Source organism: Bacillus sp. Root131, from assembly GCF_001429475.1.
GTDB lineage: Bacteria > Bacillota > Bacilli > Bacillales > Bacillaceae_G > Bacillus_A > Bacillus_A thuringiensis_S.
On sequence record NZ_LMJQ01000012.1, the window covers coordinates 230,200 to 253,824 of the forward strand.

Consider the following 23,625-nt stretch of genomic DNA (forward strand, 5'->3'; position numbering starts at 1 on the left):
CTAATTATTATTATTCACTAATCGGGATAAAACGGAACCTTTGCGTAGTCTTAGCGTAATGACACGTATTTATGATATGATTATATGATGTGATAGCGCTGAAAGGGGAAGAACCATGATCTATTTTGATAATAGTGCGACGACGAAGCCATATCCAGAAGCCCTTCAATCGTACGTGACGGTTGCTGGGAAATATTTTGGTAATCCTTCTTCTATTCATTCGCTTGGAGGAGAGGCAGAGCGTCTATTAACACAATCAAGAACGATTGCAGCGCAGCTTCTTCACGTTAAACCTTCTGAAATTATTTTCACATCAGGTGGAACGGAAGGAAACAACCTTGCGATTAAAGGGATAGCAATGAGGAATCGTTCGCGCGGCAAACATATCATTACAACAAATATTGAACACGCGTCTGTGTTTGAGGCATATAAGCAATTAGAAGAACTCGGATTTGATGTAACATATTTACCGGTTAACGAGCACGGTGTTGTATCGGTAGAGGATGTAAAACGAGCAATTCGTGAAGACACGATTCTTGTATCAATTATTCATGTGAACAACGAAACTGGAGCAATTCAGCCCGTTGCTGAAATTGGAACTTTATTATCGAATCATCCGAAAATAAGATTCCATGTAGATCATGTACAAGGGATAGGAAAAGTACCGCTTGATTTATATGCTTCTCATATTGATCTTTGCTCAATATCTGGACATAAATTCCACAGTGTAAAAGGAACGGGTCTTCTTTATATACGTGATGGCGTAAGATTAGATCCGATTTTATCAGGTGGTCAACAAGAGCTTAAGTATCGCTCTGGTACAGAGAATTTACCTGGCATTGTGGCGATGGTGAAAGCACTTCGCATGACAATGGAACAAGTGAAAGAAAAGGTAGCTCATTTGCAAGGTTTACAAGCGGAGCTTGTCAGCTTCTTTAAAGAGATGGAAGATGTGACGATTAATACATCGCTTGCATATGCAGCACCGCACATTTTAAATGTATCATTTGTTGGTTTAAAACCAGAAGTAGTCGTTCATGCTTTAGAAGAACACGGTGTATATGTGTCAACGAAATCAGCTTGTTCTTCAAAAGCAAATGAAGTAAGCAGAGTGTTAGTGTCGATGGGAGTGCCGCATGCAGCAGCTGCAAGCGCTATTCGTATTAGTTTGGCACCAGATAACACGATGGAAGAAGTAAAACAATTTGAAGGTATTGTAAAAGAGACAATGCCAAAATTATATGAAGTGATGAGGTAAAGAAATATGATGACATATGAATATATTTTAGTGCGTTACGGAGAAATGACGACAAAAGGTAAGAACCGTTCTAAATTTGTAAGCACATTAAAAGATAACGTGAAGTTCAAACTGAAAAAGTTCCCAAACATTAAAATTGATGCAACGCATGACCGTATGTACATCCAGTTAAACGGTGAAGATCATGAGGCAATCTCTGAAAGATTGAAAGACGTATTTGGTATTCATAAGTTTAACTTAGCGATGAAAGTACCATCAGAATTAGAAGACATTAAAAAAGGTGCATTAGCAGCTTTCTTACAAGTAAAAGATGATGTGAAAACATTTAAAATTACAGTGCATCGTTCTGATAAGCGCTTCCCAATGAAGACGATGGAGTTACTTCCAGAAATCGGTGGGCACATTTTAGAAAATACAGAGGATATAACAGTAGATGTTCATAATCCAGATGTGAATGTACGTATAGAAATTCGCAGTGGTTATAGTTATATTATGTGTGGTGAGCACATGGGAGCTGGCGGTTTACCAGTTGGCGTTGGTGGAAAAGTAATGGTACTTCTTTCTGGTGGTATTGATAGCCCGGTAGCAGCGTACTTAACGATGAAACGCGGCGTATCTGTGGAAGCAGTTCACTTCCATAGCCCACCTTTCACAAGTGAGCGTGCAAAACAAAAAGTAATCGATTTAGCACAAGGGTTAACGAAATACTGTAAACGTGTAACGCTGCACCTTGTTCCGTTTACAGAAGTGCAAAAAACGATTAATAAAGAAATCCCATCTAGCTATTCAATGACGGTTATGCGCCGTATGATGATGCGTATTACAGAGCAGATTGCTGAGGAGCGTAACGCACTTGCAATTACGACTGGTGAAAGTCTTGGACAAGTAGCAAGCCAAACATTAGATAGCATGCATACGATTAACGAAGTAACAAACTACCCAGTTATTCGTCCGCTTATTACGATGGATAAATTAGAAATTATTAAAATTGCTGAAGAAATCGGCACGTATGATATTTCAATTCGTCCATACGAAGATTGCTGTACAGTATTCACACCAGCTAGCCCGGCGACGAAGCCGAAGCGTGAAAAAGCAAATCGATTTGAAGCGAAATACGATTTCACACCGTTAATCGAAGAAGCTGTAGCGAACAAAGAAACAATGGTATTACAAACGGTTGAAGTAGTGGCGGAAGAAGAAAAATTTGAAGAACTTTTCTAAAACCATAAATTACCATATCTAAAACGTGTATGAAGTCATGTTGTTTATCACACTCTATACTCACAAGGAGGTGATACAACATGTCACGTAGCACAAATAAATTAGCGGTTCCTGGTGCTGAATCAGCATTAGACCAAATGAAATACGAAATCGCTCAAGAGTTTGGTGTTCAACTTGGAGCTGATGCAACAGCTCGCGCTAACGGTTCTGTTGGTGGTGAAATCACTAAACGTCTAGTTTCACTAGCTGAGCAACAATTAGGCGGTTACCAAAAATAATCCCATATGATGGCTTAGAAAGAGCGGGTTCTCTCGCTCTTTCTTTTTGTTGTTCATATTAGTATAAATTCATTTCGACAAAAGCATAAAAAAATTGTCAAAAGAAGAGGGTTCAAAATTTACTGAAAATTATTTATTATATAAGGGAGGCATAAAGAAAAAGGAGGATGTTTATGAAGAGAGAGGAATTGTTGGCACCACCATCTTATAATTTAGTTTCAGAAATAGAGAAATATACAGACGATAAAGAGAAGCTTGCTTTAATTTGGCAAGATGATAAAGGGAATAGACGAGAAGTTACATATTTTGAATTAATGCAAGGTGCAAATAAAATTGGAAACGCTTTTATAAAAAGTGGCTTACAAAAAGGGGACAAGCTCCTTATTATGATGCCGCGTTTAATTGAAGCGTACATGACGTATATCGCTGCGATTAAAGCAGGATTTGTCGTAATTCCAAGTTCGGAAATGTTGCGTAAAAAAGATATCGAATATCGAATTGGACATGGCGAAGTAAAAGCGATAGTAAGCTATGAGCCGTACATTGGACAGTTTGATGATATAGAAGCAATGGAATCTCTTCAAAAATTCGTCCTGAGCGAGCAGTCAGTAGACGGATGGATCAATTTAAAAACAGCATTAGAAACAGAAAGTGACATGTTAGAAATGGCGAAAACAGATAAAGAAGATATGGTCTTTTTATCTTACACGTCAGGGACGACAGGAAACCCGAAAGGTGTCGTTCATACTCACGCGTGGGCATACGCTCATTTACGTACAAGCGCCCCGAATTGGCTCGGAATTGAAGAGAATGATGTTGTATGGGCAACGGCTAGTCCAGGGTGGCAAAAGTGGATTTGGAGCCCGTTTTTAGCAACTCTCGGTTCAGGGGCAACAGGATTTGTGTACAACGGCAAGTTTGAACCGAAAACGTATTTAAATTTATTAGACGATAATAAGGTGAATGTGCTTTGTTGTACACCGACTGAGTATAGATTAATGGCAAAGGTAGAAGATTTAAGCCAGTACAATTTAGAGGCGTTACATAGCGCTGTATCCGCAGGTGAGCCGTTAAATAGAGAAGTTATTGGAACGTTCCAAAAGCACTTTGATATTACAGTAAGAGACGGCTATGGGCAAACGGAAAATACACTACTTGTTGGTGTAATGAAAGGGATGGATATTAGACCAGGATCAATGGGGAAACCAACGCCAGGTAACCACGTCGATATCGTAAATGAGGAAGGTATTCCAGTTAAAGTAGGCGAAGTTGGTGATATTGCAGTTCACATTGAAACGCCGGCACTCTTTAAACAATATTATAAAGACGATGAGCGTACAGCGATGCAATTCCGCGGTGATTATTATATTACAGGTGATAAAGCGAAGAAAGATGAAGATGGCTACTTCTGGTTTGAAGGGCGTGGTGATGATATCATTATTAGCTCTGGTTATACAATCGGGCCGTTTGAAGTAGAGGATGCGCTTGTAAAACATCCTTACGTAAGAGAATGTGCGGTTGTCGCAAGTCCTGATGAAATTCGCGGAAGTGTCGTGAAGGCATTTATCGTATTAAGAGAGAATATAGAAAAGAACGAAGAAACATTAATTCCAACACTCCAACAACACGTCAAAGAACTCACTGCACCATATAAATACCCTCGCAAAATTGAATTTGTAGATGAACTACCAAAAACGATTTCTGGAAAAATTCGCCGTATTGAACTTAGAAAACAAGAGATGGAGATTCCGTCAAAATAATTTTGAAAACAGTGAAGTAAATAGTTGAATGAAATGCAAAACAATGATAATATAAAAACGAACACAAGTTCGATTTTATAAACTTAAAAAAGAGGTGTCCGTATGATTTTAGGTATTAATCCGTACTTAGTTTTAGATGGTAGTGGGCAAGAAGCTGTACAGTTTTATAAAGAGGTTTTAGATGCAAAAGTAGAAGTCATGCAAACTTTTGGTGACATGCCTGAAAATCCAGAATACCCGATTCCAGCTGAAGCGAAAGAGCGCGTTTTACACGCTACTTTAAAAGTTGGTAATACGGATCTTATGATTTCTGATACATTCCCAGGTCAAGGGCATGCAATCGGATCTCAAGTAACAATCGCAATTCAAATTAGTAATGCAGAAAAAGCAAAAGAAGTATTCGATAAGTTACAAGAAGGTGGAGAGGTTATCATGCCACTTCAAGAAACATTCTGGAGCCCAGCATACGGACAAGTAAAAGATAAATTTAATATTGAATGGCAAGTTACAACGTCTACTACTGAACAAAAGTAATTTTTAGAAAAGCACCATGTTTTGAAATGGTGCTTTTTTTTATACAATAAAATAAAGGAGATGGGATATATGAGAGAAATTTGGTATGGCGGCACCATTTACACAATGCGAGAAAAGAATGAAAAAGTAGAAGCTATTTATGTTGAAAATGGCATAATCGTTGATGCTGGGAGTAAGGAAGAATTAGAAAGTAGATATTCAAACGTTAAGTTGCAGGACCTAAAAGGAAAAACAATGATTCCGGGTCTCGTTGATAGCCATATGCATCTTATTGGGCATGGGGAGAGATTACTCCGTCTAGATTTATCAAATTGTACATCTTATGGTGAAGTGCTTACTCTTGTTCAGAAGCGAGTGGAAGAAGCACCAAAGGGATCTTGGGTTATTGGAGAAGGATGGAATGAAAATAACTTTACAGATACGAAAGATGTTCATGCGCGTGATTTAGATGAAATTTCGAAAGAACATCCCATTTTATTAAAGCGAGTTTGTCGTCACGTTACATGGGTGAATTCATACATATTGCAAGAAGCGAACATAACAGAAGCGACGCAAAATCCAAAAGGCGGGAAAATTGGCAGGGATTCATCAAATAAGTTAACAGGACTTTTATATGAACAAGGGCAAGAATTAATTAAACACGTTCAGCCAGAAATTGATGAAGCTTATTTACAAAGAGCTCTGCAAACAGCGATTAAAGATTGTTGGCAATATGGACTTGTTGGCGGGCATACGGAAGATTTAAATTACTATGGTGGCTTTAGAAAAACGCATAATGCGTTTTCTCACGTTATAAAAGAAATGCCATTTAAAGCACATTTGCTCGTTCATCATGAAGTAGCACAAGAACGAAAAGAATATGAAAATGAACATTATATTGAATTTGGGGCAATGAAAATTTTTTCTGACGGTTCTTTTGGCGGAAGAACAGCATTATTAAGTGAACCGTATGAAGATGCGAAGGAAACGAATGGGGTTGCAATTTTCTCACGTGAAGAACTTGCAGAATTAGTGAAGAAAGCACGAGACTTACATATGCCAGTTGCGATTCATACTATCGGTGACTTATCGCTTGAATATGTCATTAATGCACTCGAATTATATCCACCAGCAAAAGGGTTACGTGACCGTATTATTCATTGTCAGCTTGCTCGTGAAGAGTTGATTGAAAGAATGAAAAACTTGTCGGCTATTATCGATATACAGCCGGTCTTTCTTTCCTCAGATTTCCCGTCAGTCATTGAAAAACTAGGCGAGCGTCGTCTTCGTTATGCATACGCTTGGAAGACGTTACTGGAAGCAGGATTACGCTGCAACGGTGGGTCTGACGCACCAATTGAACAAGTGAATCCATTTTTAGGCATATATAGCGCTGTTACACGTAGAAGTTTTATTGACGATGTATGCTATATGCCTGAGGAAAGATTAACGGTATATGAGGCTGTTTCTCTATTTACAACAGGAAGTGCCTATGCAATCGGAAAAGAAGCGAAGCGAGGGCAAATTATAAAAGGATATGAAGCAGACTTTACGATATTAGACCGTAATATTTTTGAAATTGAGGCAGAAGAAATGAAAGAAGTACAAGCAGAAATGACCGTAATAGATGGCCAAGTTGTCTATAGAAAAGGTATGTAAAAATATATGAGCGATTATTGAAATATATCGACTTACCGACAAAAATAGCAACTAATAGTTAGAGAAATAAACAACCGCAGAATTATGGAATTCCATAATTCTGCGGTTGTTTTAATTCTATAAAAACGTTCTTTGTACTTTTTCCCAGAAAGAGTTGTTTTTTAATTTAACTGTTTTAATTTGTTTATCGCTTAAGCGTACAACAGCTTTTTCCACTTGTTTAATGCTAAGCGCTTCGTTATCCATGCCGATAACAGGATAATCGTTACCGTCTGGTCTTAGTTTTAAAGTTAATGTACGTTCGTGATTTAAAATGAACGGTGAACCGAGCGTACGGTAAGTGTTGTTGTTTAAAGATGCTAGTTCGCTTACTTGGAAACATGGAATAAGTGGGTCAACAACTGCACCATGCAATGATTTATTGTAAGCTGTACTTCCTGTTGGGGTAGAAACTACTAAACCGTCCCCTCTAAATGTTTCGAAGTATAAATCATCAACGTGAACATCTACAACGAATGTTTTAATAATGCTAGAACGTAATGAGAACTCATTTAAACAATAGAAAGATGTACCATGATCTACATCTACCTGAATTGTTGGATATTTGCGCACTTCAATTTCATTTTTTGTAATTTCTTGAAGGGCTGTATCAATGTGATCAATGTGAAAATCGCAGTAGAACGAAGTTTCATCTTTCGTAGAAATCCCTGCGTATAAGCAATCTTCTCTAAAACCAGTTTTACGAACGGCTTGTAAGAAGGTTGCATCATCTCCAACACTGACGATAGCGTTTGCATTTTTTGGATGATCTAATATGGTAAATCCATTCTCTTCTAAAATACGATAGATTGGTTTCATTTTTTCAACGAGCGTTGCTTTGTCATCACCATAAAAGAAAAATAAATTGCGACGATCTGCCATTATGTATCCCTCCACTGCAGTTAAATTTTCTGTTTTTCGTGCTGCATATCATTAGAGTCCGTTCCCTGATGATATGTTCAAATAATATATTTCGATATAAATTGTCAAAATACCTTTTTATTTTTAGAAAAATTTTTATATTCAATCTTATAAAACTCTGTTTAACGATGAATAAACTTGTCGATAATGGGTATGGAGTGAAAGGATGATACGTATGAAGTGGCTCGTAATTGGAATAATAATTCTTCTCCTTTTTATTTTGCTTATACTATTGTCGAAAATATCGCTTAAGGTGACATTTTTATATTCAGAAATGGAAAAGCAATGTTTATTTCAAGTGAAAATATGGATGATTCGATATACATTTGATGTGTTGGAAAGAATTGAAAAACAGCAGAAAAAGACAGGACAGAAAATCGAAAAAGCTGAAGAGGACGGCGGACTAGATAATAAAATTATGGCGCAACTTGACAGTATTGGGGAACTGATAAAAAGGCTTCAAAAAGTTCATACTATCGTTAAAGATTTTCTCAAACGAGTGAAAATCAATGGTTGGAAATGGCATACGCAAATTGGAGCAGGCGACGCAGCTAGTACTGGAATTGTCACTGGATATGCATGGGGGACAAAAGGTATGGCTGCTGGAGTTGTCGGACAATATATGCATATTGTCGATGTACCAGAATTTGAAATTACTCCTGTTTTTCAAGGGAAGGGATTTGCATCAAGATGCGAGTTAACAGCATCTTTTCGTATATTCCGCACTATAAAAACAGCGATGAAATTGCTCATATTTATGAGGCAGCAAAAATCTGGTATGACAGAAAAATCTGTTCAAGCATAGGGGGGATATAGAATGGACCATCCAATTCAAGGTTTAATGACAACAGCAATGCAGCATTTAAAACAAATGATTGATGTAAATACAATTGTTGGTGACCCAATTAAAGCGGCAGATGGAAGTGTAATTCTTACTGTTTCGAAAGTAAGTTTCGGATTTGCTGCTGGTGGAAGTGAATTTGGTAGAGTAGAACATTCAGGCCGTCATCCATTTGGCGGGGGAAGTGGTGGAGGAGTTTCTATTAATCCTGTTGCCTTTCTTGTTATAAATGGAGATGGTGTGAAAGTATTGCACTTAGATAAACAAACACACGTCATCGATAAAATAATTGAATTAGCGCCACAAGCTGTTGATAAAGTGAAAGAAATGATGGATAAACGAAAAGAAGATGATCCTGAATTTCAAATTTAACGAATAAAGAAGCTAATCAATAGGTTAGCTTCTTTTATTTTTTTGTAAATAAAGCGATTTTATTTGCATTATCGATAGGGACAAACTATCATTTACATTGTACATATTTTGTTTAAATAAGGGAGGATTTTCAAGTGGCAAACGTAACTTTTAAAGGTAATCCAATGACTTTAGTTGGAACAGAAGTTAAAGTTGGCGATCAAGCGCCAAACTTCCAAGTATTAGCAAACGACTTATCTCCAGTAAGTTTAGAAACATACAAAGGCGAAGTAAAATTAATTAGTGTTGTACCTTCAATCGACACAGGTGTGTGTGATGCACAAACACGTCGTTTTAACCAAGATGCAGCAGGTATTGAAAACGCAAAAGTATTAACAATTAGCGCTGATTTACCATTCGCTCAAAAACGCTGGTGTGCAGCAAACGGTTTAGAAAATGTTGTAACACTTTCTGACCACCGTGACCTTTCATTCGGTGAAGCTTACGGCTTAGTAATGAAAGAACTTCGTTTACTTGCTCGTGCAGTATTCGTAGTAGATAGCAATGACAAAGTAGTTTACGTAGAATACGTAGGCGAAGGTACAAGCCATCCAAACTATGAAGCAGCATTAGAAGCAGCTAAATCTGCAAAGTAATGTGAAGGAAATGACCTCTTATAAAGAGGTCGTTTTTTCTCATATATCGCTACGTAACGGTGCCGATATATGAGAAAAAACGTTATATCATATATAACTTGAGAGGGAGCTCTTTACAGGAGGTCGCTTTTTCTTTTTGGAAAAAATCACTTTGTGGTATGATATAAGTTATGTGTAAAAGAGAGAAGGAGGAATGTACGTGAGTCAGACAGTGGAAACATTATTTTCTATTTTTGATTCTTCTGCGGTAGTTTTACGTAAAGAATTAGATGTGACATATTTAGAGGCGCTTGTAGAAACAGGTGATAACTTGTTTGAGGGAGCGATTTTACAAGAGGAATTATCCGAATCAGCAATTGAAAGGCTGAATCGTGAATATAGTACGTTTAATGAAGAAACATATAAAGGTGAAGAAATTCGTAAAGCATTTCAGTTAGCCATCTTAAAAGGAATGAAAGAAGGCGTACAAGCGAATCATGAAATGACGCCTGATGCAGTTGGGATGTTCATGAGTTACTTATTCCATAAATTTATGCAAGGTCAAAACGAAATTACAGTTTTAGATCCTGCAATTGGAACAGGAAATTTAATGACTACAGTGTTTAATAGCGCCAAAGAAGGACTAACAATGAGTGGATTTGGTGTAGAAGTGGATGAAGTGCTAATTAAACTTGCTTTAGTAAATGCAAATTTACAGAAGCATGCAATCGAATTCTTCCATCAAGATGGACTAGCACCACTTTATATCGATCCAGTTGATGCAGTCGTTTCAGACTTACCGATTGGTTACTATCCAAACGAAATCGGTGCCAGTGAATATAAATTAAAAGCAGATGAAGGAATGTCGTATGCTCATCACTTATTTATTGAACAAAGTGTGAAACATACGAAAGAGGGCGGGTACTTATTCTTCTTAGTACCAAACTTCATTTTTGAAAGTGATCAGGCACCAAAATTACATGCATTTATTAAAGAAACATGCTTTATTCAAGGGTTATTACAGCTTCCTGTTTCCATGTTTAAAAACGAGAAAAATGCAAAAAGTATATTTGTTCTCCAAAAGAAAGGCTCTAATGTAACAATGCCAAAACAGGCGTTATTAGTGGAGTTGCCTAAATTCTCTAACATGAAGGCGATGGAGAACATTATGGATCAATTAAATACTTGGTTTGCAACACATAAATAAAGCTGGGTATATGTAACAGAGTTAGTGATTCATGTAGTACAGTTTTATATAATATGTCATATTTTTAAATATATACTAGATTTAACTGAATTTTTTTGAAATCTGTAATATATATTTTTTCTTGGTGTTACAATTTTTTCACTTGAAATATATGTCGGACGATGTTTAAATTAAAATCGTGAGTATAAAATTTGCTAATGATGAAACGTTTTCATATTTAGTAAATTTGATTAGATAAAATCGAGCGGTTTGTGGAAACATCCACACAACTACCAAGAGAAAAAGGGGCGAAAGACTAGATGTCAAAAATCATCGCGATTAACGCAGGAAGCTCTTCCTTAAAATTCCAATTATTTGAAATGCCAAGTGAAACAGTATTAACAAAAGGTTTAGTAGAACGTATCGGTTTAGAAGATAGTATCTTCACTATTACTGTAGATGGCGAAAAACAAAAAGAAATTACAAACATCCCAGATCACGCAGTAGCAGTTAATATGCTTCTTAAAAAATTAACTGAAAACGGAATCGTTAAATCTCTAGATGAGATTGGCGGTATCGGTCACCGTGTTGTTCACGGCGGCGAAAAATTTGCTGACTCTGTTTTAATTACTGATGAAGTATTAGCTGATATCGAAGAATTAAGCGATTTAGCACCACTTCATAACCCAGCAAACGTTGTTGGTATTAAAGCATTCCGAGAAGTATTACCAAACGTACCAGCAGTAGCAGTATTCGATACAGCATTCCACCAAACAATGCCGGAATCTGCATTCCTATACAGCTTACCATATGAGTACTATGAAAAATTCGGCATCCGTAAATACGGTTTCCACGGAACTTCTCATAAATATGTAACTGAGCGTGCGGCTGAATTATTAGGTCGTCCAATTGAAAGCTTAAGCTTACTTTCTTGTCACTTAGGTAACGGTGCAAGTATCGCAGCAGTAGAAGGCGGTAAATCTATCGATACTTCTATGGGCTTCACTCCACTTGCTGGTGTAACAATGGGTACACGTTCTGGTAACCTTGACCCTGCGTTAATTCCATACATCATGGAAAAAACAGGCCAAACAGTAGAAGAAGTAGTTAACGTATTAAACAAGAAGAGTGGTATGTTAGGTCTTACTGGTTACTCTAGTGACCTACGTGACATCATTGCGAAAGAAGAAGAAGGCGACCACCGTGCGAAAGTAGCACTTGATGTATTCGTAAGTCGTATCCACAAATACATCGGTTCTTACACAGCTCGTATGAAAGGTGTAGACGCAATCATCTTTACAGCTGGTGTAGGTGAAAACAGTGCGATTATTCGTGAGCGCGTATTAGAAGGCCTTGAGTACATGGGCGTATACTTCGATGTAAAACGTAATAACGTATTCGGTGAAGAAGCATTCATCAGCTTCCCACACTCTCCAGTAAAAATTATCGTAATTCCAACTGACGAAGAAGTTATGATTGCTCGTGACGTACTACGTCTTGGAGATATTGGTTAATATATAAAAAGAAAGACGAGATCCTATAGGATTTCGTCTTTTTTCTTTTGGATGTATTTTAAAATTCCATCCGGATATAATATTTTTTCTTTCTGAATGAATGCCTTAATAGGAATCCATTTCGCATACGTTACTGCTTGCTCATCTTGTATATTTAATATTTCCATTTCATATAGTGAGGTGTCTAATAAACGCAAAGAATATAGTTGAATGATTTCATGACCAATGCCCCCATCTAGATGAAAGACATTTTCTAAGCAACCTAAATAATTGGTGATTTCTATCTCCGTATGAAGCTCTTCTTTAAACTCCCGAATAACAGTATGTGCTGATTTTTCACCAAGTTCAATGGAACCGCCAAGAGGACGATAATATGTTTCGCCTTCTGTATAATATTCTTGTACGAGAAGGCGATCTTGATGTACAGCAAGACCGAAAGCTTTTGCACGTGGATACATAATAGAATCACTCTTTATTTGTTTTGTATAAGGAAGATTATAATGTATGGTGTGATAAAAGTATTCTGTATTTAAGTGTGCGGTCTAACTGTAATTCCATCAAATAAGTCTTTCCAAAATGCTTCATTGTATTGGTATACATCCATAATCGGGCATTTCATAACGCAAGTATGTTGTAATCCCCAATCTTCTTGAGTGATAGTTGGTATATCGGCAGGAATTAGTAACAGGACAGAGAATGTATGTGTAATTATTTGAGATGAAATTTGTTCTAGGGAACATGCTTCTTCGTATGTTCCTCCAGTTCGAATAAATAATATGGATTCTGCCGTTTCAATTGTAGTTAGAAAACGATTAGTTCGATGTTCGTAGTTTAACTTAATTTCTGTATAAGAAGGCCAAGTAGTTGGTGTGTTTACATCTGTTTTAAAGTCATGACAGGAGTCAATTTCATAAAGGTTGTCCCTTCATCTTAATTTTGCATCATCATCCCAAAATGAGATGAAGGATAAATTTTCTTAATTTAAAAAGCGGTCAAATCGATTTTGGAATAATAAATTTACTTTCGCTAATGAAGGACTTAGCATAAAATCAATAACGCCAAAAAATGGTGATAATTCTAATTGATATAATGCCCAAGTAGGCCAGCAGTTTTTTCCTAAGCTGAATTCTGCGTTATAATTTTGTTTTAGATTGGATAGATTCATGTGAAGCATCTCATCCTTTTTGCTATTATTTTATGTCACTCATAAAGGGTATATAAAAAGAGATATACAAGCATATTTGTAAAGAATAAGCAGAAATATGTTACAATAGAAAAAAATCGAACGAGGTGGTTGTTACGATGCGATCGAAGCGAGAACAAGCCATTTTAGACAATATAAAAGAATGGGAAGCGCAATTAGTTGAGCAAGAAGCGACCGATTTTCAAAAAGTGTTTGATAAATGGTTACATACTACAGTTGCGAAATTACCTGAGAAAAAGCGAAAAGAATTCTTCACGAAAGCAGATGGATGGCTCTTTCATTTGCATGCATTTATTCAAAGTTCACAAGCACAGTTAGATGCACGTAATCGGATTTTAGGAACATCGAGATTATTTGATGAATCGATTGAACAGCTTGAAGATTTGAAAGCATTATCTATTGATCAGTTAACATACATAGCAGAGCAGCAAACAGCACGTCATCGTCTATATTCGTTTGTGCAAGGCGGGGCGACAGGTGCTGGAGGTTTATTATTATTAACGGCAGATTTTCCGGTTATGATCGCGTTAAATGTGAAGGCAGTCCAACTTATTGCAACATCATTTGGGCATGATGTGAACAAGCCTTATGAAATGATGCTTGCGTTAAAGGTGTTTCATGCGTCATTACTACCAGGAAGACTTCAGCAATACGCATGGTACAATTTATTGCAAGAGCTGGAGCAAGAAGATTCGTTCTTTTATGAAGGAGACGAAGCAGTGTTGCAAACAGCTTCTACTGAAGTTGTGTTAAAACAAATTTTGAAGACATTTTCGATTTATGCTCTTCGTCGTAAATTATTCCAAGGTATTCCGGTAATTGGAATGGCAATTGGATCTACAGTGAACTATCGTTTAACAAGAAACGTTACTGAATTTGCAAATAGATTTTATCAAGTGCGCCATATAGTCGAGAAAGAAAAAAGAGCATAAAAAAAGCGAGAGGCCGAAGCCTTTCGCTTTTTTAATTTGTTGCATGTTTTTTGGACATTGGAACAGATACTGGCTGCTTTTCTGCTGTTTTTTCTGTTTTTGGATAATAAATTAAATCCAATGTTTTTGCCTGTACGGCAATCGAAAGAATAGTAAAAGCAATTTCTGTCCAATTTAAATAATTTAATGAAAGCGCAAGAACAATCGCGTCAAAGACGAAGAAAATTTGCCCAATTGTAAAACGAGTTCGTTTACTTAATACAATTGTTAAAATATCGTCTCCACCGGTTGCACCGCCAAATCGCAATATAAAACCGAGTCCAATACCAGCTAACGCACCGCCAACTATTGCAGCTATAAATAAATTATTTGATAAATCTACCGTAAATGGAGAATAATTTTCCATTAAGGAATAAAATAATCCGAATGAAATAGAACCTAAGAATGAATAGCCAACCATTTTTCTACCCAAAAATGAAGCACACAGTAAAATAATTGGGATATCCATTAATACAGTTGAAATAGATGGTGAAATATCATAAAAGTTTTGAATGAATAGTGCAATTCCTACAAAGCCACCTTCTGTTAAGTGGTTTTGGAAGTGAATGTGATATAGCGCTGCTGCTAAAATAAATGAACCGATTAAAACCATAAAAATTTCTTTAATAATTTGCCGACTTTGGATGTTCCTCATCGTTATTCCTTCTTTCCGTAGTTAGTAGTCCTTTTTGTGTTGTAAACTAACTACGAGCTCACATGTAGCTTTCAGTTAGTTTACGAAAAAACTAACTACGCTATATGTCGCTGAAGAAATAACGAATAATCCTCTCGTCCATCAATTCTCCCTACCTTCGTTTTAGTTTAAGTCTTAAAACGACTAAACAAAACGTGGAGTAGGATTCGTCATTTAGCAATCCTGCTCTTCTTTGTTTTGTTTAGTTAGTAACAATTAAGTCCTAAACAAAACGCTATGTGTAAGAAGAGTCTTTTTTTTGCCAAATTATCCTTCGGGCAATCATAATTTCCCCACTCTCGTATTTTTTTCGCTAGACTAAAGTATCTGAGCTGAAAAATACGCTACGTGTATGATTCGTCAATACGATGCCACATGCTCCTTCGAGCGATCATGATATCAAAATCCCTTCCTTCAAGATTTATACTATTATATCATACTTTTAAAAAATGTATGCGGATGGAAACCGACAATAAACGGAGGGAATCTACAAAAAATGTTATGTTTAAATATTTTTGTAGCAAAGCCTAAGTTATTTCAGAGGATTGGACAGTTTGTAACGGTTTGTCCAATAAGCAAGAAAAAAAGGGGTTTATTCCGTTGTGTTCTTTTCATCACTTTTATCTTTAAAAAACGCATCCCAACTAATTACACTTAAAAAAGTTAAAGCGATAATAACGAAAGCACGCATAAGCTTTAGACCTCCTTTTGTACATAGTATATGAATCATTCGATTCGAAATGTGTCATTTTTTTACAACTCTTAACTATTATGAGAGTATATTAATATAGATGAAGGGGAGAGTGAAGATATGCTAAAAGACATGTTCAAAAGAAAAGAATTAATATGCGTTTCATGTCAGAAAAAAATTCAATATGAAGAAGAACTTGTTGCTTTTGTAAAGTTGCCGAAAGAAAGAAGTATATTAGTTGGTCCATTTGATGTGTGTTTGGCGAAAACAGCACAAGAGATATATTGTAAATCATGTTACGACAAAAAAGCATGACCCAAAGTAATTGAGGGGCATGCTTTTTTCATTGGTGTGCTTTCCCCTCAGATACATTTTGAGTGAGTCGATACCAAAGCCAAAGGTCATTAATGATGGAAGCAAGATCGGCAATTTCTGAATTTAGTTTACAAGAAACTTCGAAGTCTTCTTCGTTATTTAAATGATGTTGTTTTGTATTAATATAGTGCTCAAGTTCTTTTATACGATCAGGAATTTTCCCGCGAATTTGTTCCCATTTTAGTAAAATAGCATGCTGCATTTTTTCGGGGATATCTTCCCAATCTTCTTGTAAATGCGGAATTTCAATTCCTAGATGATTATCGTATAAGAAATACTTTTCCATAAGTTCACCCCCGTTTTCCTGCTTATATTGTACAGAAAAACAGAAAAAAGTTCGACGAAATTGTTTGAAAAAATTTGAAAATGACTCTTGATACATTTTGTAAAAGGTGTTAAAGTTTGAATTATTATAAAAGAAAATGAATATTTATTCTTTAGGGGGATGCAAAATGGAGAAGAAAAAAGTTGTATTAGCATATTCCGGAGGTCTTGATACTTCCGTTGCAATTAAATGGTTACAAGAGAAGAATTATGATGTTATAGCACTTTGTTTAGATTTAGGGGAAGGAAAAGACTTAGGGTTTGTGAAAGAAAAGGCACTTTCAGTTGGTGCAATTAAATCATATATGGTGGATGTCCAAGAAGAATTTGCGAATGAATATGCATTGATGGCGATGCAAGCACACACATTATACGAAGGGAAATACCCTCTTGTCTCTGCATTATCTCGTCCGCTTATTGCGAAGAAATTAGTAGAAATCGCAGAACAAGAAGGTGCAACTGCAGTTGCACATGGATGTACAGGAAAGGGAAATGACCAAGTTCGTTTTGAAGTTTCTATCCAAGCATTAAATCCTTACTTAGAAGTGATTGCGCCTGTACGTGAATGGAAGTGGTCACGTGAAGAAGAAATTGCATATGCAAAAGAAAACGATGTACCAATTCCGATTCATTTAGATAGCCCGTTTTCAATCGATCAAAACTTATGGGGACGCAGCAACGAATGTGGAATTTTAGAAGATCCATGGGCAGCACCACCAGAAGAGGCATATGAGATGACAGTAGCATTAGAAGATACACCGAATAAATCAGAGTTTGTAGAAATCGGATTTGAAGCAGGTGTACCGACGACTTTGAATGGTACTGCATATTCACTTGCAGAATTAATTAAAACGTTAAATGCACTTGCTGGAAAACATGGCGTTGGACGTATCGATCACGTAGAAAATCGTCTTGTCGGTATTAAATCTCGTGAAGTATACGAATGCCCAGCAGCAATGACGTTAATCACTGCACATAAAGAGTTGGAAGATTTAACACACGTAAAAGAAGTAGCACATTTTAAACCAGTGATTGAACAGAAAATAACAGAACTTATTTATAACGGTTTATGGTTCTCTCCTTTAAAACAAGCGCTTCATGCATTTTTACAAGAAACGCAAAAGAATGTAACAGGTACAGTGCGTGTAAAATTATTTAAAGGTCATGCGATTGTAGAAGGACGTAAATCTGAATACTCTTTATACGATGAAAAATTAGCAACATATACTGCTCAAGATGAATTTAATCATGATGCAGCAGTTGGATTTATTTCATTATTTGGTTTACCGACGAAAGTATACAGCCAAGTGAATCAAAAGAAGGTGGAAGCGTGAGCAAACTTTGGGGCGGACGTTTTACGGAAGAAGCGGAAGCGTGGGTTGAAGAGTTTGGAGCATCCATCTCCTTCGATCAACAATTAGTAAATCAAGATATAAAAGGGAGTATTGCACACGTAACGATGCTAGCAAAGCAAGGTATCGTTACGAAAGAAGAGGCAGAGAAAATAAAGATAGGTCTTCAATATTTATTAGAAGAGGCGAAACAAAATAAATTACATTTTTCGATTGAAGCTGAAGATATTCATTTAAATATTGAAAAGATGTTAATTGAAAAAATCGGTGAAGTAGGAGGGAAACTTCATACAGGCCGAAGTCGTAACGATCAAGTGGCGACAGATATGCATTTGTATTTAAAAGAAAAGGTAGAACATATTATAAAGGCTACAAAACAATTGCAAACTGTTCTTGTTCACCAAGCAGAAAATAATATTGAAACTATTATGCCGGGCTATACGCACTTGCAGCGTGCCCAGCCGATTTCATTTGCTCATCATATTCTTGCTTACTTTTGGATGTTAGAGCGTGATGTGAATCGTTATGAAGATTCATTAAAGCGTATTAATATCTCCCCATTAGGAGCAGGAGCGCTAGCTGGGACGACATTCCCGATCGACCGAGAATATAGTGCGGGACTTCTTGGATTTAATGGGATATATGAAAATAGTTTAGATGCGGTAAGTGATCGTGATTTCATACTGGAGTTTTTAAGTAATTCATCTATGCTCATGATGCACTTATCACGTTTTTGTGAAGAACTTATTTTATGGAGTAGCCAAGAGTTTCAATTTATTGAAATGAGCGATCAATATGCGACGGGAAGCAGCATTATGCCGCAAAAGAAAAATCCGGATATGGCGGAACTAATCCGTGGTAAAACAGGCAGAGTATACGGTAATTTATTCAGTTTACTTACAGTAATGAAAGGATTACCACTCGCTTACAATAAAGACTTACAAGAAGATAAAGAAGGAATGTTTGATACAGTTAAAACAGTAGAAGGTTGCCTTCATATTATGGCGGGCATGCTTGAAACGATGACTGTAAACAAAGAAAAAATGGGGCAAGCTGTGACGCAAGATTTCTCCAACGCAACAGAAATTGCCGACTACTTAGCAAACAAAGGACTACCATTCCGTCAAGCTCATGAAATTGTAGGGAAGTTAGTGCTACACTGCACACAAAAAGGAATTTATTTATTAGATGTCCCGCTTGAAACATATAAAGAAATGAGCTCTTTATTTGAAGAAGATTTGTATGAAGTTCTTTCACCATATGAGGCTGTAAAGCGTCGTAATAGTGCTGGTGGGACAGGGTATGAACAAATCAAAAACGCTTTGGAAAAGGCGAAGGGGTTAACGAAAGAAGTTATTAAGAATTGAGTTGGGAAGTACGCCAGTCTAGTAAAGTCTGGCGTACTTTATTTTTTACTAGCATTTAAGTTACAATGTAGTAAAAAATAACAATTTAGGGGAAGTCTATGAAAAAAATAGTGTTTATCATTGTACTGGTAATTAGTTTAATTGCAAATGCTAAAGTGTTTCTTTTGGACAAATATATGTATGTTGGTGAAAAAGAAAAGCGAGAAGAATCGATTATCGCAACGATGTGGCATTTGCAAGATAAAGGATATAAAGAAAGTGATATTGCATACATAAAACCGGCCTTTTATAGCAAAATGGATTCGTATGGAATGAATGTGCAGTTTAAAGATGAACCAAATGAATCATATACATATAGAGTTTTAAAAGATGCGAAAACAAATAAACTAACTGTACACCAAGATAGCAATGAGCAAGGTGGTATGGGCGGGAAGCATCAAGAGCTTAAATAAAGAAAGAAAACGACTGATGGCATTCGCCTGCAGTCGTTTTTCTTTTAATCATACTTATGTCGATCTTCTGTAATTCGAATATACTCAATATCCATCAAATCACGAAGCAATGCACCATTACTTAGTTCAACGCCATGTTTTTCTTTAAAATGAGTGCGAATCTTATCTAGCATTTCAATTTCTTTGCCGTTCACGTCTAAAATAATGCGTTCAGAATCATCCATATAGCATCCTCCTTTTTTACACATATATATTTTGTCCGTCTATTTCTAAAAAATGTATGTTAACGTAATGTTAGGAAATAAGAAAGGGATGAAAAATGAGACGTATTTATCCCGCATTAACGGGCAGTAAGACCCCCACCTCAAAATTTAGCGAGAGCAAAGAAGTTAGGTGGGGATCAACTGCCCGTAAAAGCCCGATTGGTTCAACTAATAATCAGTGGGGGATGAACAAAACCCCCCACTGATTAAAGTTTCACTTTATTTTATAGGGCTAATTTTGTACACGCTAATTGTATTGTATGTTGCATTCCCAAACGTATTTTCATTTGGAAATGTAGAAACAGTACACGTTGCGATATTTATTTTTTCTCTATTTCTAGTAGATTGCTGTATTTCAATATGGCTTTCGAAAAGAAAACATGTACAAGATAAAAAAGAAATGGAACGGAAAAAGAGAAAACGTTCATTTTGGATGATGACGTACTGTTTGTCTTTAGTGCTTACTGCAGCTTTTTTTAGTGAGCATATTCCATTAGAAAGATTAAATATTGGATTTGGAGCGTTCGTATTCGCATACTATTTTTTTATGCACTTTCTTCCTTATATGAAAGAAAAGCGAGGAGAAGAGGAAAATCCGCTTGTAGAAGAAGCGAGAGAACAAGATCATAAGAGAATAGAAGGGGATATAAAGAAACTTGGAGAACAAAAATGGTATTTAAAATCAAAAATCATATATGTTCTTTGCTTCATTACGCCGCCAATTGGCTATTTGTACGTCTTCTTACTTCGTAAAAAAATGACAGAAGATGCAAAGCAAACGTATTTAACAGTTGCGACGATTATGATGGCATTATGGTCTTTGAAGTTTCTTCCTCCCTATGTATTAGCAATTACTGTTGTTATTGTGGCTTGTCTTGTATTTATAGTGAAATATGTGAAATGAAAAACACCAAGCCTATGTGGACTTGGTGTTTTATCTATAAATTAAAGATCACCTTGCTCCTCATCACCACGAACAACAAGGACATCGCATTTCGCATAGCGAATAATATGTTCAGAGACGCTACCGATTAGGAAGCGTTCAACAGCATTTAAACCAGTCGCACCACACATAATTAAATCTACTTTATGGTTTGGAGCGATTTCTTTTGAAATTTTAGATTTAGGGTTACCAAATTCTAATACAGTTTCAATTTTTTCAAGACCAGCTTCAAGCGCAGTTTTTTTGTAGTCTTCTAATAAGTCTTCTGCAAATAGATTTGCACGTTCAGCAATTGCACGGCTATAAGCCTCTACTGCTGAGTACGCTTTTACATCAACGATATGAGCGATTGTTAATGTTGCATTGTTGCGCTTTGCGACTTGAATTGCTTTTTTAAAGGCTTTTTCTGCTTCTTTAGAACCATCCACCGCGATTAAAATATTTGTATATGTATTATTCATAGTAAATTCCTCCCAATCTGTTTTATAACTGTTTACAACTTAATTATAAAACAAATTTTGGTAACGTGCTTGCCAGAAACGTTACAGAATTTTGAAAACTCTGTTTCAATTCATTTTAGTTGTAATTGGAGCGAGAACTTGTTACATATGAAGTATAGCAATTTAAAAGGAGGCATGTTTGTGAGACACGCGCTCATTACAGCCGGTACGAAAGGTTTAGGAAAGCAAGTAACAGAAAAGTTATTGGCTAAAGGATATTCAGTAACAGTAACGTATCATAGCGATATCACGGCTATGGAAAAGTTGAAAGAAACATATAAAAATATGGAAGAGCGTCTACAATTCGTGCAAGCGGATGTCACGAAAAAGGAAGATTTACATAAAATGGTAGAAGAAGCGATAAGCCGTTTTGGCAAAATTGATTTCTTAATTAATAATGCTGGTCCATATGTATTTGAACGAAAAAAGTTAGTTGATTATGAAGAAGATGAATGGAATGAAATGATTCAGGGAAATTTAACAGCGGTATTTCATTTATTAAAACTTGTCGTTCCGGTCATGAGAAAACAGAGCTTTGGCCGTATTATTAATTACGGATTTCAAGGGGCGGATAGTGCACCGGGATGGATTTATCGTTCAGCTTTTGCAGCGGCCAAAGTAGGACTTGTTTCATTAACGAAAACAGTTGCTTATGAAGAAGCGGAGTATGGTATTACTGCGAACATGGTATGTCCTGGTGATATTATAGGCGATATGAAAGAGGCAACTATTCAAGAAGCACGTCAGCTGAAAGAGCATAACACACCGATTGGTAGATCTGGAACAGGTGAAGATATTGCAAGAACCATTTCGTTTTTATGTGAGGACGATTCCGATATGATTACCGGTACAATTATTGAAGTGACTGGTGCAGTGGATGTTATTCATAGACATCGATAGAATAAAATAAGATGAAGTTTCAAATAATTGGACAGTTTATCCATTGTGCTGAGAGGTGCGGATAATACTGTCTTTTAATATAAAATTAAATCTATCGGAAAACTTGTATTATTTTTTGTCAAATATTGAGATATTATGTTAAAATATAAGAGCGTAGAAAGCGCTTTAAAAAATGATTCAGGGGTCATTTCATAACTCAAGGGGGAACTAATCATGCGTATCGGTATTCCAACAGAAATTAAAAACAATGAAAACCGTGTGGCAATGACGCCAGCGGGAGCAGTACATTTAGTACAAAATGGTCATGAAGTTTTTGTTCAAAAAGGAGCAGGTTTAGGATCTGGTTTTACGGATGAAGAATACGTACAAGCTGGTGCGAAACTTGTAGAAACTGCTGAAGAAGCATGGAAACAAGATATGGTTATGAAGGTAAAAGAGCCAGTAGCAAGTGAATACGGCTATTTCCGTGAAGGTTTAATTTTATTCACATACTTACACTTAGCTCCAGAACCAGAATTAACGAAAGCATTAATCGATAACAAAGTTGCATCAATTGCATACGAAACAGTACAATTAGACAATCGTTCTTTACCATTACTTGCACCTATGAGTGAAGTAGCTGGTCGTATGTCTGCACAAATCGGTGCACAATTCCTTGAGAAAAACAAAGGCGGTAAAGGTATTTTACTTGCAGGCGTTCCAGGGGTAAAACGCGGCAAAGTAACAATCATCGGCGGTGGTCAAGCTGGTACAAATGCAGCTAAGATTGCAGTAGGTTTAGGTGCGGATGTAACAATCATTGACTTAAGTGCAGAACGTCTTCGTCAATTAGATGATATTTTCGGTAACCAAGTAAAAACATTAATGTCTAATCCATACAACATTGCAGAAGCTGTTAAAGAATCTGACCTTGTTATTGGAGCAGTATTAATTCCAGGTGCAAAAGCGCCAAAACTTGTAACTGAAGAAATGATTCAATCAATGGAACCAGGTTCTGTCGTTGTAGATATTGCGATTGACCAAGGTGGTATTTTCGAAACAACTGATCGTATTACAACTCATGACAACCCAACTTACGAAAAACATGGCGTTGTTCATTATGCAGTTGCTAATATGCCAGGTGCGGTTCCACGTACGTCAACTCTTGCATTAACAAACGTTACAGTACCATATGCAGTACAAATTGCTAACAAAGGCTATAAAGATGCTTGCCTAGGCAACTCTGCATTATTAAAAGGTATTAACACATTAGATGGATATGTAACATTCGAAGCAGTTGCAGAAGCTCATGGCTTACAATACGCTGGTGCGAAAGAGCTACTTGAAAAAGCTCCTGCTTTATCATAATAGAAATACATTTGAGACCTTCCTTTTCGTGAGGAGGGTCTTTTTTATATGGGGAAATAACATGTG

At 36.5% G+C, this 23,625-nt stretch carries 25 protein-coding genes and 1 pseudogene; 19 read left to right on the forward strand and 7 right to left on the reverse strand.

Going from position 1 to position 23,625, the window contains the following annotated elements:
* The first annotated feature begins 115 nt into the window (after nucleotides 1-115).
* From ASE54_RS22090 to ASE54_RS22115, 6 genes are all read left to right on the forward strand, one after another.
* Entirely contained in the window at nucleotides 116-1,258 is a 1,143-nt protein-coding gene (locus ASE54_RS22090) for a cysteine desulfurase family protein (RefSeq protein WP_000638973.1), read from the forward strand.
* Nucleotides 1,259-1,264: 6 nt separating this feature from the next.
* Nucleotides 1,265-2,479 carry a tRNA uracil 4-sulfurtransferase ThiI gene (thiI, locus tag ASE54_RS22095; RefSeq protein ID WP_000989272.1) on the forward strand — a complete coding sequence of 405 codons (1,215 nt, stop codon included), beginning with the start codon at nucleotides 1,265-1,267 and terminating at the stop codon, nucleotides 2,477-2,479.
* Between the two features lie 80 nt (nucleotides 2,480-2,559).
* Nucleotides 2,560-2,757: an alpha/beta-type small acid-soluble spore protein gene (locus tag ASE54_RS22100; protein ID WP_000091640.1), complete on the forward strand. Its 198-nt coding sequence runs from the start codon at nucleotides 2,560-2,562 to the stop codon at nucleotides 2,755-2,757.
* Nucleotides 2,758-2,930: 173 nt separating this feature from the next.
* Nucleotides 2,931-4,517: an acyl--CoA ligase gene (locus ASE54_RS22105; protein WP_000817728.1), complete on the forward strand. Its 1,587-nt coding sequence runs from the start codon at nucleotides 2,931-2,933 to the stop codon at nucleotides 4,515-4,517.
* A gap of 102 nt (nucleotides 4,518-4,619) precedes the next feature.
* Nucleotides 4,620-5,051: a VOC family protein gene (locus ASE54_RS22110; protein ID WP_000600368.1), complete on the forward strand. Its 432-nt coding sequence runs from the start codon at nucleotides 4,620-4,622 to the stop codon at nucleotides 5,049-5,051.
* Between the two features lie 69 nt (nucleotides 5,052-5,120).
* Nucleotides 5,121-6,689 carry an amidohydrolase gene (locus ASE54_RS22115; RefSeq protein ID WP_001207088.1) on the forward strand — a complete coding sequence of 523 codons (1,569 nt, stop codon included), beginning with the start codon at nucleotides 5,121-5,123 and terminating at the stop codon, nucleotides 6,687-6,689.
* A gap of 117 nt (nucleotides 6,690-6,806) precedes the next feature.
* Here ASE54_RS22115 and ASE54_RS22120 read toward each other — a convergent pair whose 3' ends face one another.
* A complete protein-coding gene (locus ASE54_RS22120; RefSeq protein WP_000785183.1) occupies nucleotides 6,807-7,610 on the reverse strand; it encodes an NAD kinase in 804 nt (267 codons plus the stop codon).
* Between the two features lie 205 nt (nucleotides 7,611-7,815).
* On the opposite strand from ASE54_RS22120, the gene ASE54_RS22125 reads away from it, so the two are divergent.
* From ASE54_RS22125 to ackA, 5 genes are all read left to right on the forward strand, one after another.
* On the forward strand, nucleotides 7,816-8,454 hold the full coding sequence (locus ASE54_RS22125; RefSeq protein WP_000620652.1) for a DUF2953 domain-containing protein: 639 nt from the start codon (nucleotides 7,816-7,818) through the stop codon (nucleotides 8,452-8,454).
* Nucleotides 8,455-8,466: 12 nt separating this feature from the next.
* Nucleotides 8,467-8,862, forward strand: a complete 396-nt coding sequence (gene ytfJ / locus ASE54_RS22130) for a GerW family sporulation protein (RefSeq protein ID WP_000349998.1) — start codon at nucleotides 8,467-8,469, stop codon at nucleotides 8,860-8,862.
* Between the two features lie 134 nt (nucleotides 8,863-8,996).
* On the forward strand, nucleotides 8,997-9,497 hold the full coding sequence (gene tpx, locus ASE54_RS22135) for a thiol peroxidase (RefSeq protein WP_000024527.1): 501 nt from the start codon (nucleotides 8,997-8,999) through the stop codon (nucleotides 9,495-9,497).
* Nucleotides 9,498-9,696: 199 nt separating this feature from the next.
* Nucleotides 9,697-10,683, forward strand: coding sequence for a class I SAM-dependent methyltransferase (locus ASE54_RS22140; protein ID WP_000084365.1), 987 nt, complete (start codon nucleotides 9,697-9,699; stop codon nucleotides 10,681-10,683).
* Nucleotides 10,684-10,982: 299 nt separating this feature from the next.
* Complete coding sequence (ackA, locus tag ASE54_RS22145; protein WP_000034583.1) at nucleotides 10,983-12,176, forward strand: acetate kinase; 1,194 nt, start codon at nucleotides 10,983-10,985, stop codon at nucleotides 12,174-12,176.
* A gap of 23 nt (nucleotides 12,177-12,199) precedes the next feature.
* Here ackA and ASE54_RS22150 read toward each other — a convergent pair whose 3' ends face one another.
* A complete protein-coding gene (locus tag ASE54_RS22150; protein ID WP_000283505.1) occupies nucleotides 12,200-12,634 on the reverse strand; it encodes an NUDIX hydrolase in 435 nt (144 codons plus the stop codon).
* Nucleotides 12,635-12,705: 71 nt separating this feature from the next.
* A pseudogene (locus ASE54_RS35905) lies at nucleotides 12,706-13,341 on the reverse strand (DUF1796 family putative cysteine peptidase).
* 137 nt (nucleotides 13,342-13,478) lie between these two features.
* Here ASE54_RS35905 and ASE54_RS22160 point away from each other — a divergent pair.
* Nucleotides 13,479-14,312 carry an EcsC family protein gene (locus ASE54_RS22160; protein WP_001256853.1) on the forward strand — a complete coding sequence of 278 codons (834 nt, stop codon included), beginning with the start codon at nucleotides 13,479-13,481 and terminating at the stop codon, nucleotides 14,310-14,312.
* A 31-nt stretch (nucleotides 14,313-14,343) separates the two neighbouring features.
* Here ASE54_RS22160 and ASE54_RS22165 read toward each other — a convergent pair whose 3' ends face one another.
* Nucleotides 14,344-15,006, reverse strand: coding sequence for a YitT family protein (locus ASE54_RS22165; RefSeq protein WP_001244513.1), 663 nt, complete (start codon nucleotides 15,004-15,006; stop codon nucleotides 14,344-14,346).
* 850 nt (nucleotides 15,007-15,856) lie between these two features.
* Between ASE54_RS22165 and ASE54_RS22170 the strand changes: the two genes are divergently transcribed.
* Nucleotides 15,857-16,051: a hypothetical protein gene (locus tag ASE54_RS22170; RefSeq protein ID WP_000910278.1), complete on the forward strand. Its 195-nt coding sequence runs from the start codon at nucleotides 15,857-15,859 to the stop codon at nucleotides 16,049-16,051.
* Between the two features lie 28 nt (nucleotides 16,052-16,079).
* Here the strand turns inward: ASE54_RS22170 and ASE54_RS22175 are convergent, their stop codons facing one another.
* Entirely contained in the window at nucleotides 16,080-16,397 is a 318-nt protein-coding gene (locus ASE54_RS22175; protein ID WP_000417222.1) for a hypothetical protein, read from the reverse strand.
* Between the two features lie 166 nt (nucleotides 16,398-16,563).
* Between ASE54_RS22175 and ASE54_RS22180 the strand changes: the two genes are divergently transcribed.
* The 3 genes from ASE54_RS22180 (at nucleotide 16,564) to ASE54_RS22190 (ending at nucleotide 19,606) form a co-directional block, all read left to right on the forward strand.
* Entirely contained in the window at nucleotides 16,564-17,769 is a 1,206-nt protein-coding gene (locus ASE54_RS22180; protein WP_000412340.1) for an argininosuccinate synthase, read from the forward strand.
* The gene (argH, locus tag ASE54_RS22185) at nucleotides 17,766-19,154 is read left to right on the forward strand and encodes an argininosuccinate lyase (protein ID WP_000041243.1); all 1,389 of its coding nucleotides are present in this window, start codon (nucleotides 17,766-17,768) and stop codon (nucleotides 19,152-19,154) included. The genes ASE54_RS22180 and argH overlap by 4 nt, the downstream gene beginning before the upstream one ends.
* A 98-nt stretch (nucleotides 19,155-19,252) precedes the next feature.
* Nucleotides 19,253-19,606: a DUF3139 domain-containing protein gene (locus ASE54_RS22190; protein ID WP_000724678.1), complete on the forward strand. Its 354-nt coding sequence runs from the start codon at nucleotides 19,253-19,255 to the stop codon at nucleotides 19,604-19,606.
* 44 nt (nucleotides 19,607-19,650) lie between these two features.
* Here the strand turns inward: ASE54_RS22190 and ASE54_RS22195 are convergent, their stop codons facing one another.
* Nucleotides 19,651-19,830: a hypothetical protein gene (locus ASE54_RS22195; RefSeq protein WP_000342753.1), complete on the reverse strand. Its 180-nt coding sequence runs from the start codon at nucleotides 19,828-19,830 to the stop codon at nucleotides 19,651-19,653.
* A 244-nt stretch (nucleotides 19,831-20,074) separates the two neighbouring features.
* On the opposite strand from ASE54_RS22195, the gene ASE54_RS22200 reads away from it, so the two are divergent.
* Nucleotides 20,075-20,773, forward strand: a complete 699-nt coding sequence (locus tag ASE54_RS22200) for a hypothetical protein (RefSeq protein ID WP_033795308.1) — start codon at nucleotides 20,075-20,077, stop codon at nucleotides 20,771-20,773.
* A 41-nt stretch (nucleotides 20,774-20,814) separates the two neighbouring features.
* On the opposite strand, the gene ASE54_RS22205 is transcribed toward ASE54_RS22200, so the two are convergent.
* Nucleotides 20,815-21,273 (reverse strand): universal stress protein, encoded by a 459-nt coding sequence (locus ASE54_RS22205; RefSeq protein ID WP_001066672.1) that lies wholly within the window; start codon nucleotides 21,271-21,273, stop codon nucleotides 20,815-20,817.
* Nucleotides 21,274-21,420: 147 nt separating this feature from the next.
* Here ASE54_RS22205 and ASE54_RS22210 point away from each other — a divergent pair, with 147 nt between their 5' ends.
* Together ASE54_RS22210 and ald are read left to right on the forward strand one after the other, a co-directional pair.
* Nucleotides 21,421-22,212 carry an SDR family oxidoreductase gene (locus ASE54_RS22210; protein ID WP_033668923.1) on the forward strand — a complete coding sequence of 264 codons (792 nt, stop codon included), beginning with the start codon at nucleotides 21,421-21,423 and terminating at the stop codon, nucleotides 22,210-22,212.
* A gap of 213 nt (nucleotides 22,213-22,425) precedes the next feature.
* Nucleotides 22,426-23,559 (forward strand): alanine dehydrogenase, encoded by a 1,134-nt coding sequence (gene ald / locus ASE54_RS22215; protein ID WP_003256578.1) that lies wholly within the window; start codon nucleotides 22,426-22,428, stop codon nucleotides 23,557-23,559.
* The last annotated feature ends 66 nt before the right edge of the window (nucleotides 23,560-23,625 follow it).

Excerpts from the sequence above, each read along its gene's own strand:
- ASE54_RS22160 (WP_001256853.1), top strand. The coding sequence starts at position 13,479 with ATGCGATCGAAGCGAGAACAAGCCATTTTAGACAATATAAAAGAATGG.
- ASE54_RS22170 (WP_000910278.1), top strand. The coding sequence starts at position 15,857 with ATGCTAAAAGACATGTTCAAAAGAAAAGAATTAATATGCGTTTCATGT.
- ASE54_RS22180 (WP_000412340.1), top strand. The coding sequence starts at position 16,564 with ATGGAGAAGAAAAAAGTTGTATTAGCATATTCCGGAGGTCTTGATACT.
- ASE54_RS22210 (WP_033668923.1), top strand. The coding sequence starts at position 21,421 with ATGAAGTATAGCAATTTAAAAGGAGGCATGTTTGTGAGACACGCGCTC.
- ASE54_RS22205 (WP_001066672.1), bottom strand. The coding sequence starts at position 21,273 with ATGAATAATACATATACAAATATTTTAATCGCGGTGGATGGTTCTAAA.
- ackA (WP_000034583.1), top strand. The coding sequence starts at position 10,983 with ATGTCAAAAATCATCGCGATTAACGCAGGAAGCTCTTCCTTAAAATTC.
- ASE54_RS22110 (WP_000600368.1), top strand. The coding sequence starts at position 4,620 with ATGATTTTAGGTATTAATCCGTACTTAGTTTTAGATGGTAGTGGGCAA.
- ASE54_RS22125 (WP_000620652.1), top strand. The coding sequence starts at position 7,816 with ATGATACGTATGAAGTGGCTCGTAATTGGAATAATAATTCTTCTCCTT.
- ASE54_RS22115 (WP_001207088.1), top strand. The coding sequence starts at position 5,121 with ATGAGAGAAATTTGGTATGGCGGCACCATTTACACAATGCGAGAAAAG.
- ASE54_RS22105 (WP_000817728.1), top strand. The coding sequence starts at position 2,931 with ATGAAGAGAGAGGAATTGTTGGCACCACCATCTTATAATTTAGTTTCA.
- ASE54_RS22150 (WP_000283505.1), bottom strand. The coding sequence starts at position 12,634 with ATGTATCCACGTGCAAAAGCTTTCGGTCTTGCTGTACATCAAGATCGC.
- ald (WP_003256578.1), top strand. The coding sequence starts at position 22,426 with ATGCGTATCGGTATTCCAACAGAAATTAAAAACAATGAAAACCGTGTG.
- ASE54_RS22190 (WP_000724678.1), top strand. The coding sequence starts at position 19,253 with ATGAAAAAAATAGTGTTTATCATTGTACTGGTAATTAGTTTAATTGCA.
- ASE54_RS22120 (WP_000785183.1), bottom strand. The coding sequence starts at position 7,610 with ATGGCAGATCGTCGCAATTTATTTTTCTTTTATGGTGATGACAAAGCA.
- ASE54_RS22195 (WP_000342753.1), bottom strand. The coding sequence starts at position 19,830 with ATGGATGATTCTGAACGCATTATTTTAGACGTGAACGGCAAAGAAATT.
- ASE54_RS22175 (WP_000417222.1), bottom strand. The coding sequence starts at position 16,397 with ATGGAAAAGTATTTCTTATACGATAATCATCTAGGAATTGAAATTCCG.
- ytfJ (WP_000349998.1), top strand. The coding sequence starts at position 8,467 with ATGGACCATCCAATTCAAGGTTTAATGACAACAGCAATGCAGCATTTA.
- ASE54_RS22100 (WP_000091640.1), top strand. The coding sequence starts at position 2,560 with ATGTCACGTAGCACAAATAAATTAGCGGTTCCTGGTGCTGAATCAGCA.
- ASE54_RS22090 (WP_000638973.1), top strand. The coding sequence starts at position 116 with ATGATCTATTTTGATAATAGTGCGACGACGAAGCCATATCCAGAAGCC.
- ASE54_RS22165 (WP_001244513.1), bottom strand. The coding sequence starts at position 15,006 with ATGAGGAACATCCAAAGTCGGCAAATTATTAAAGAAATTTTTATGGTT.
- thiI (WP_000989272.1), top strand. The coding sequence starts at position 1,265 with ATGATGACATATGAATATATTTTAGTGCGTTACGGAGAAATGACGACA.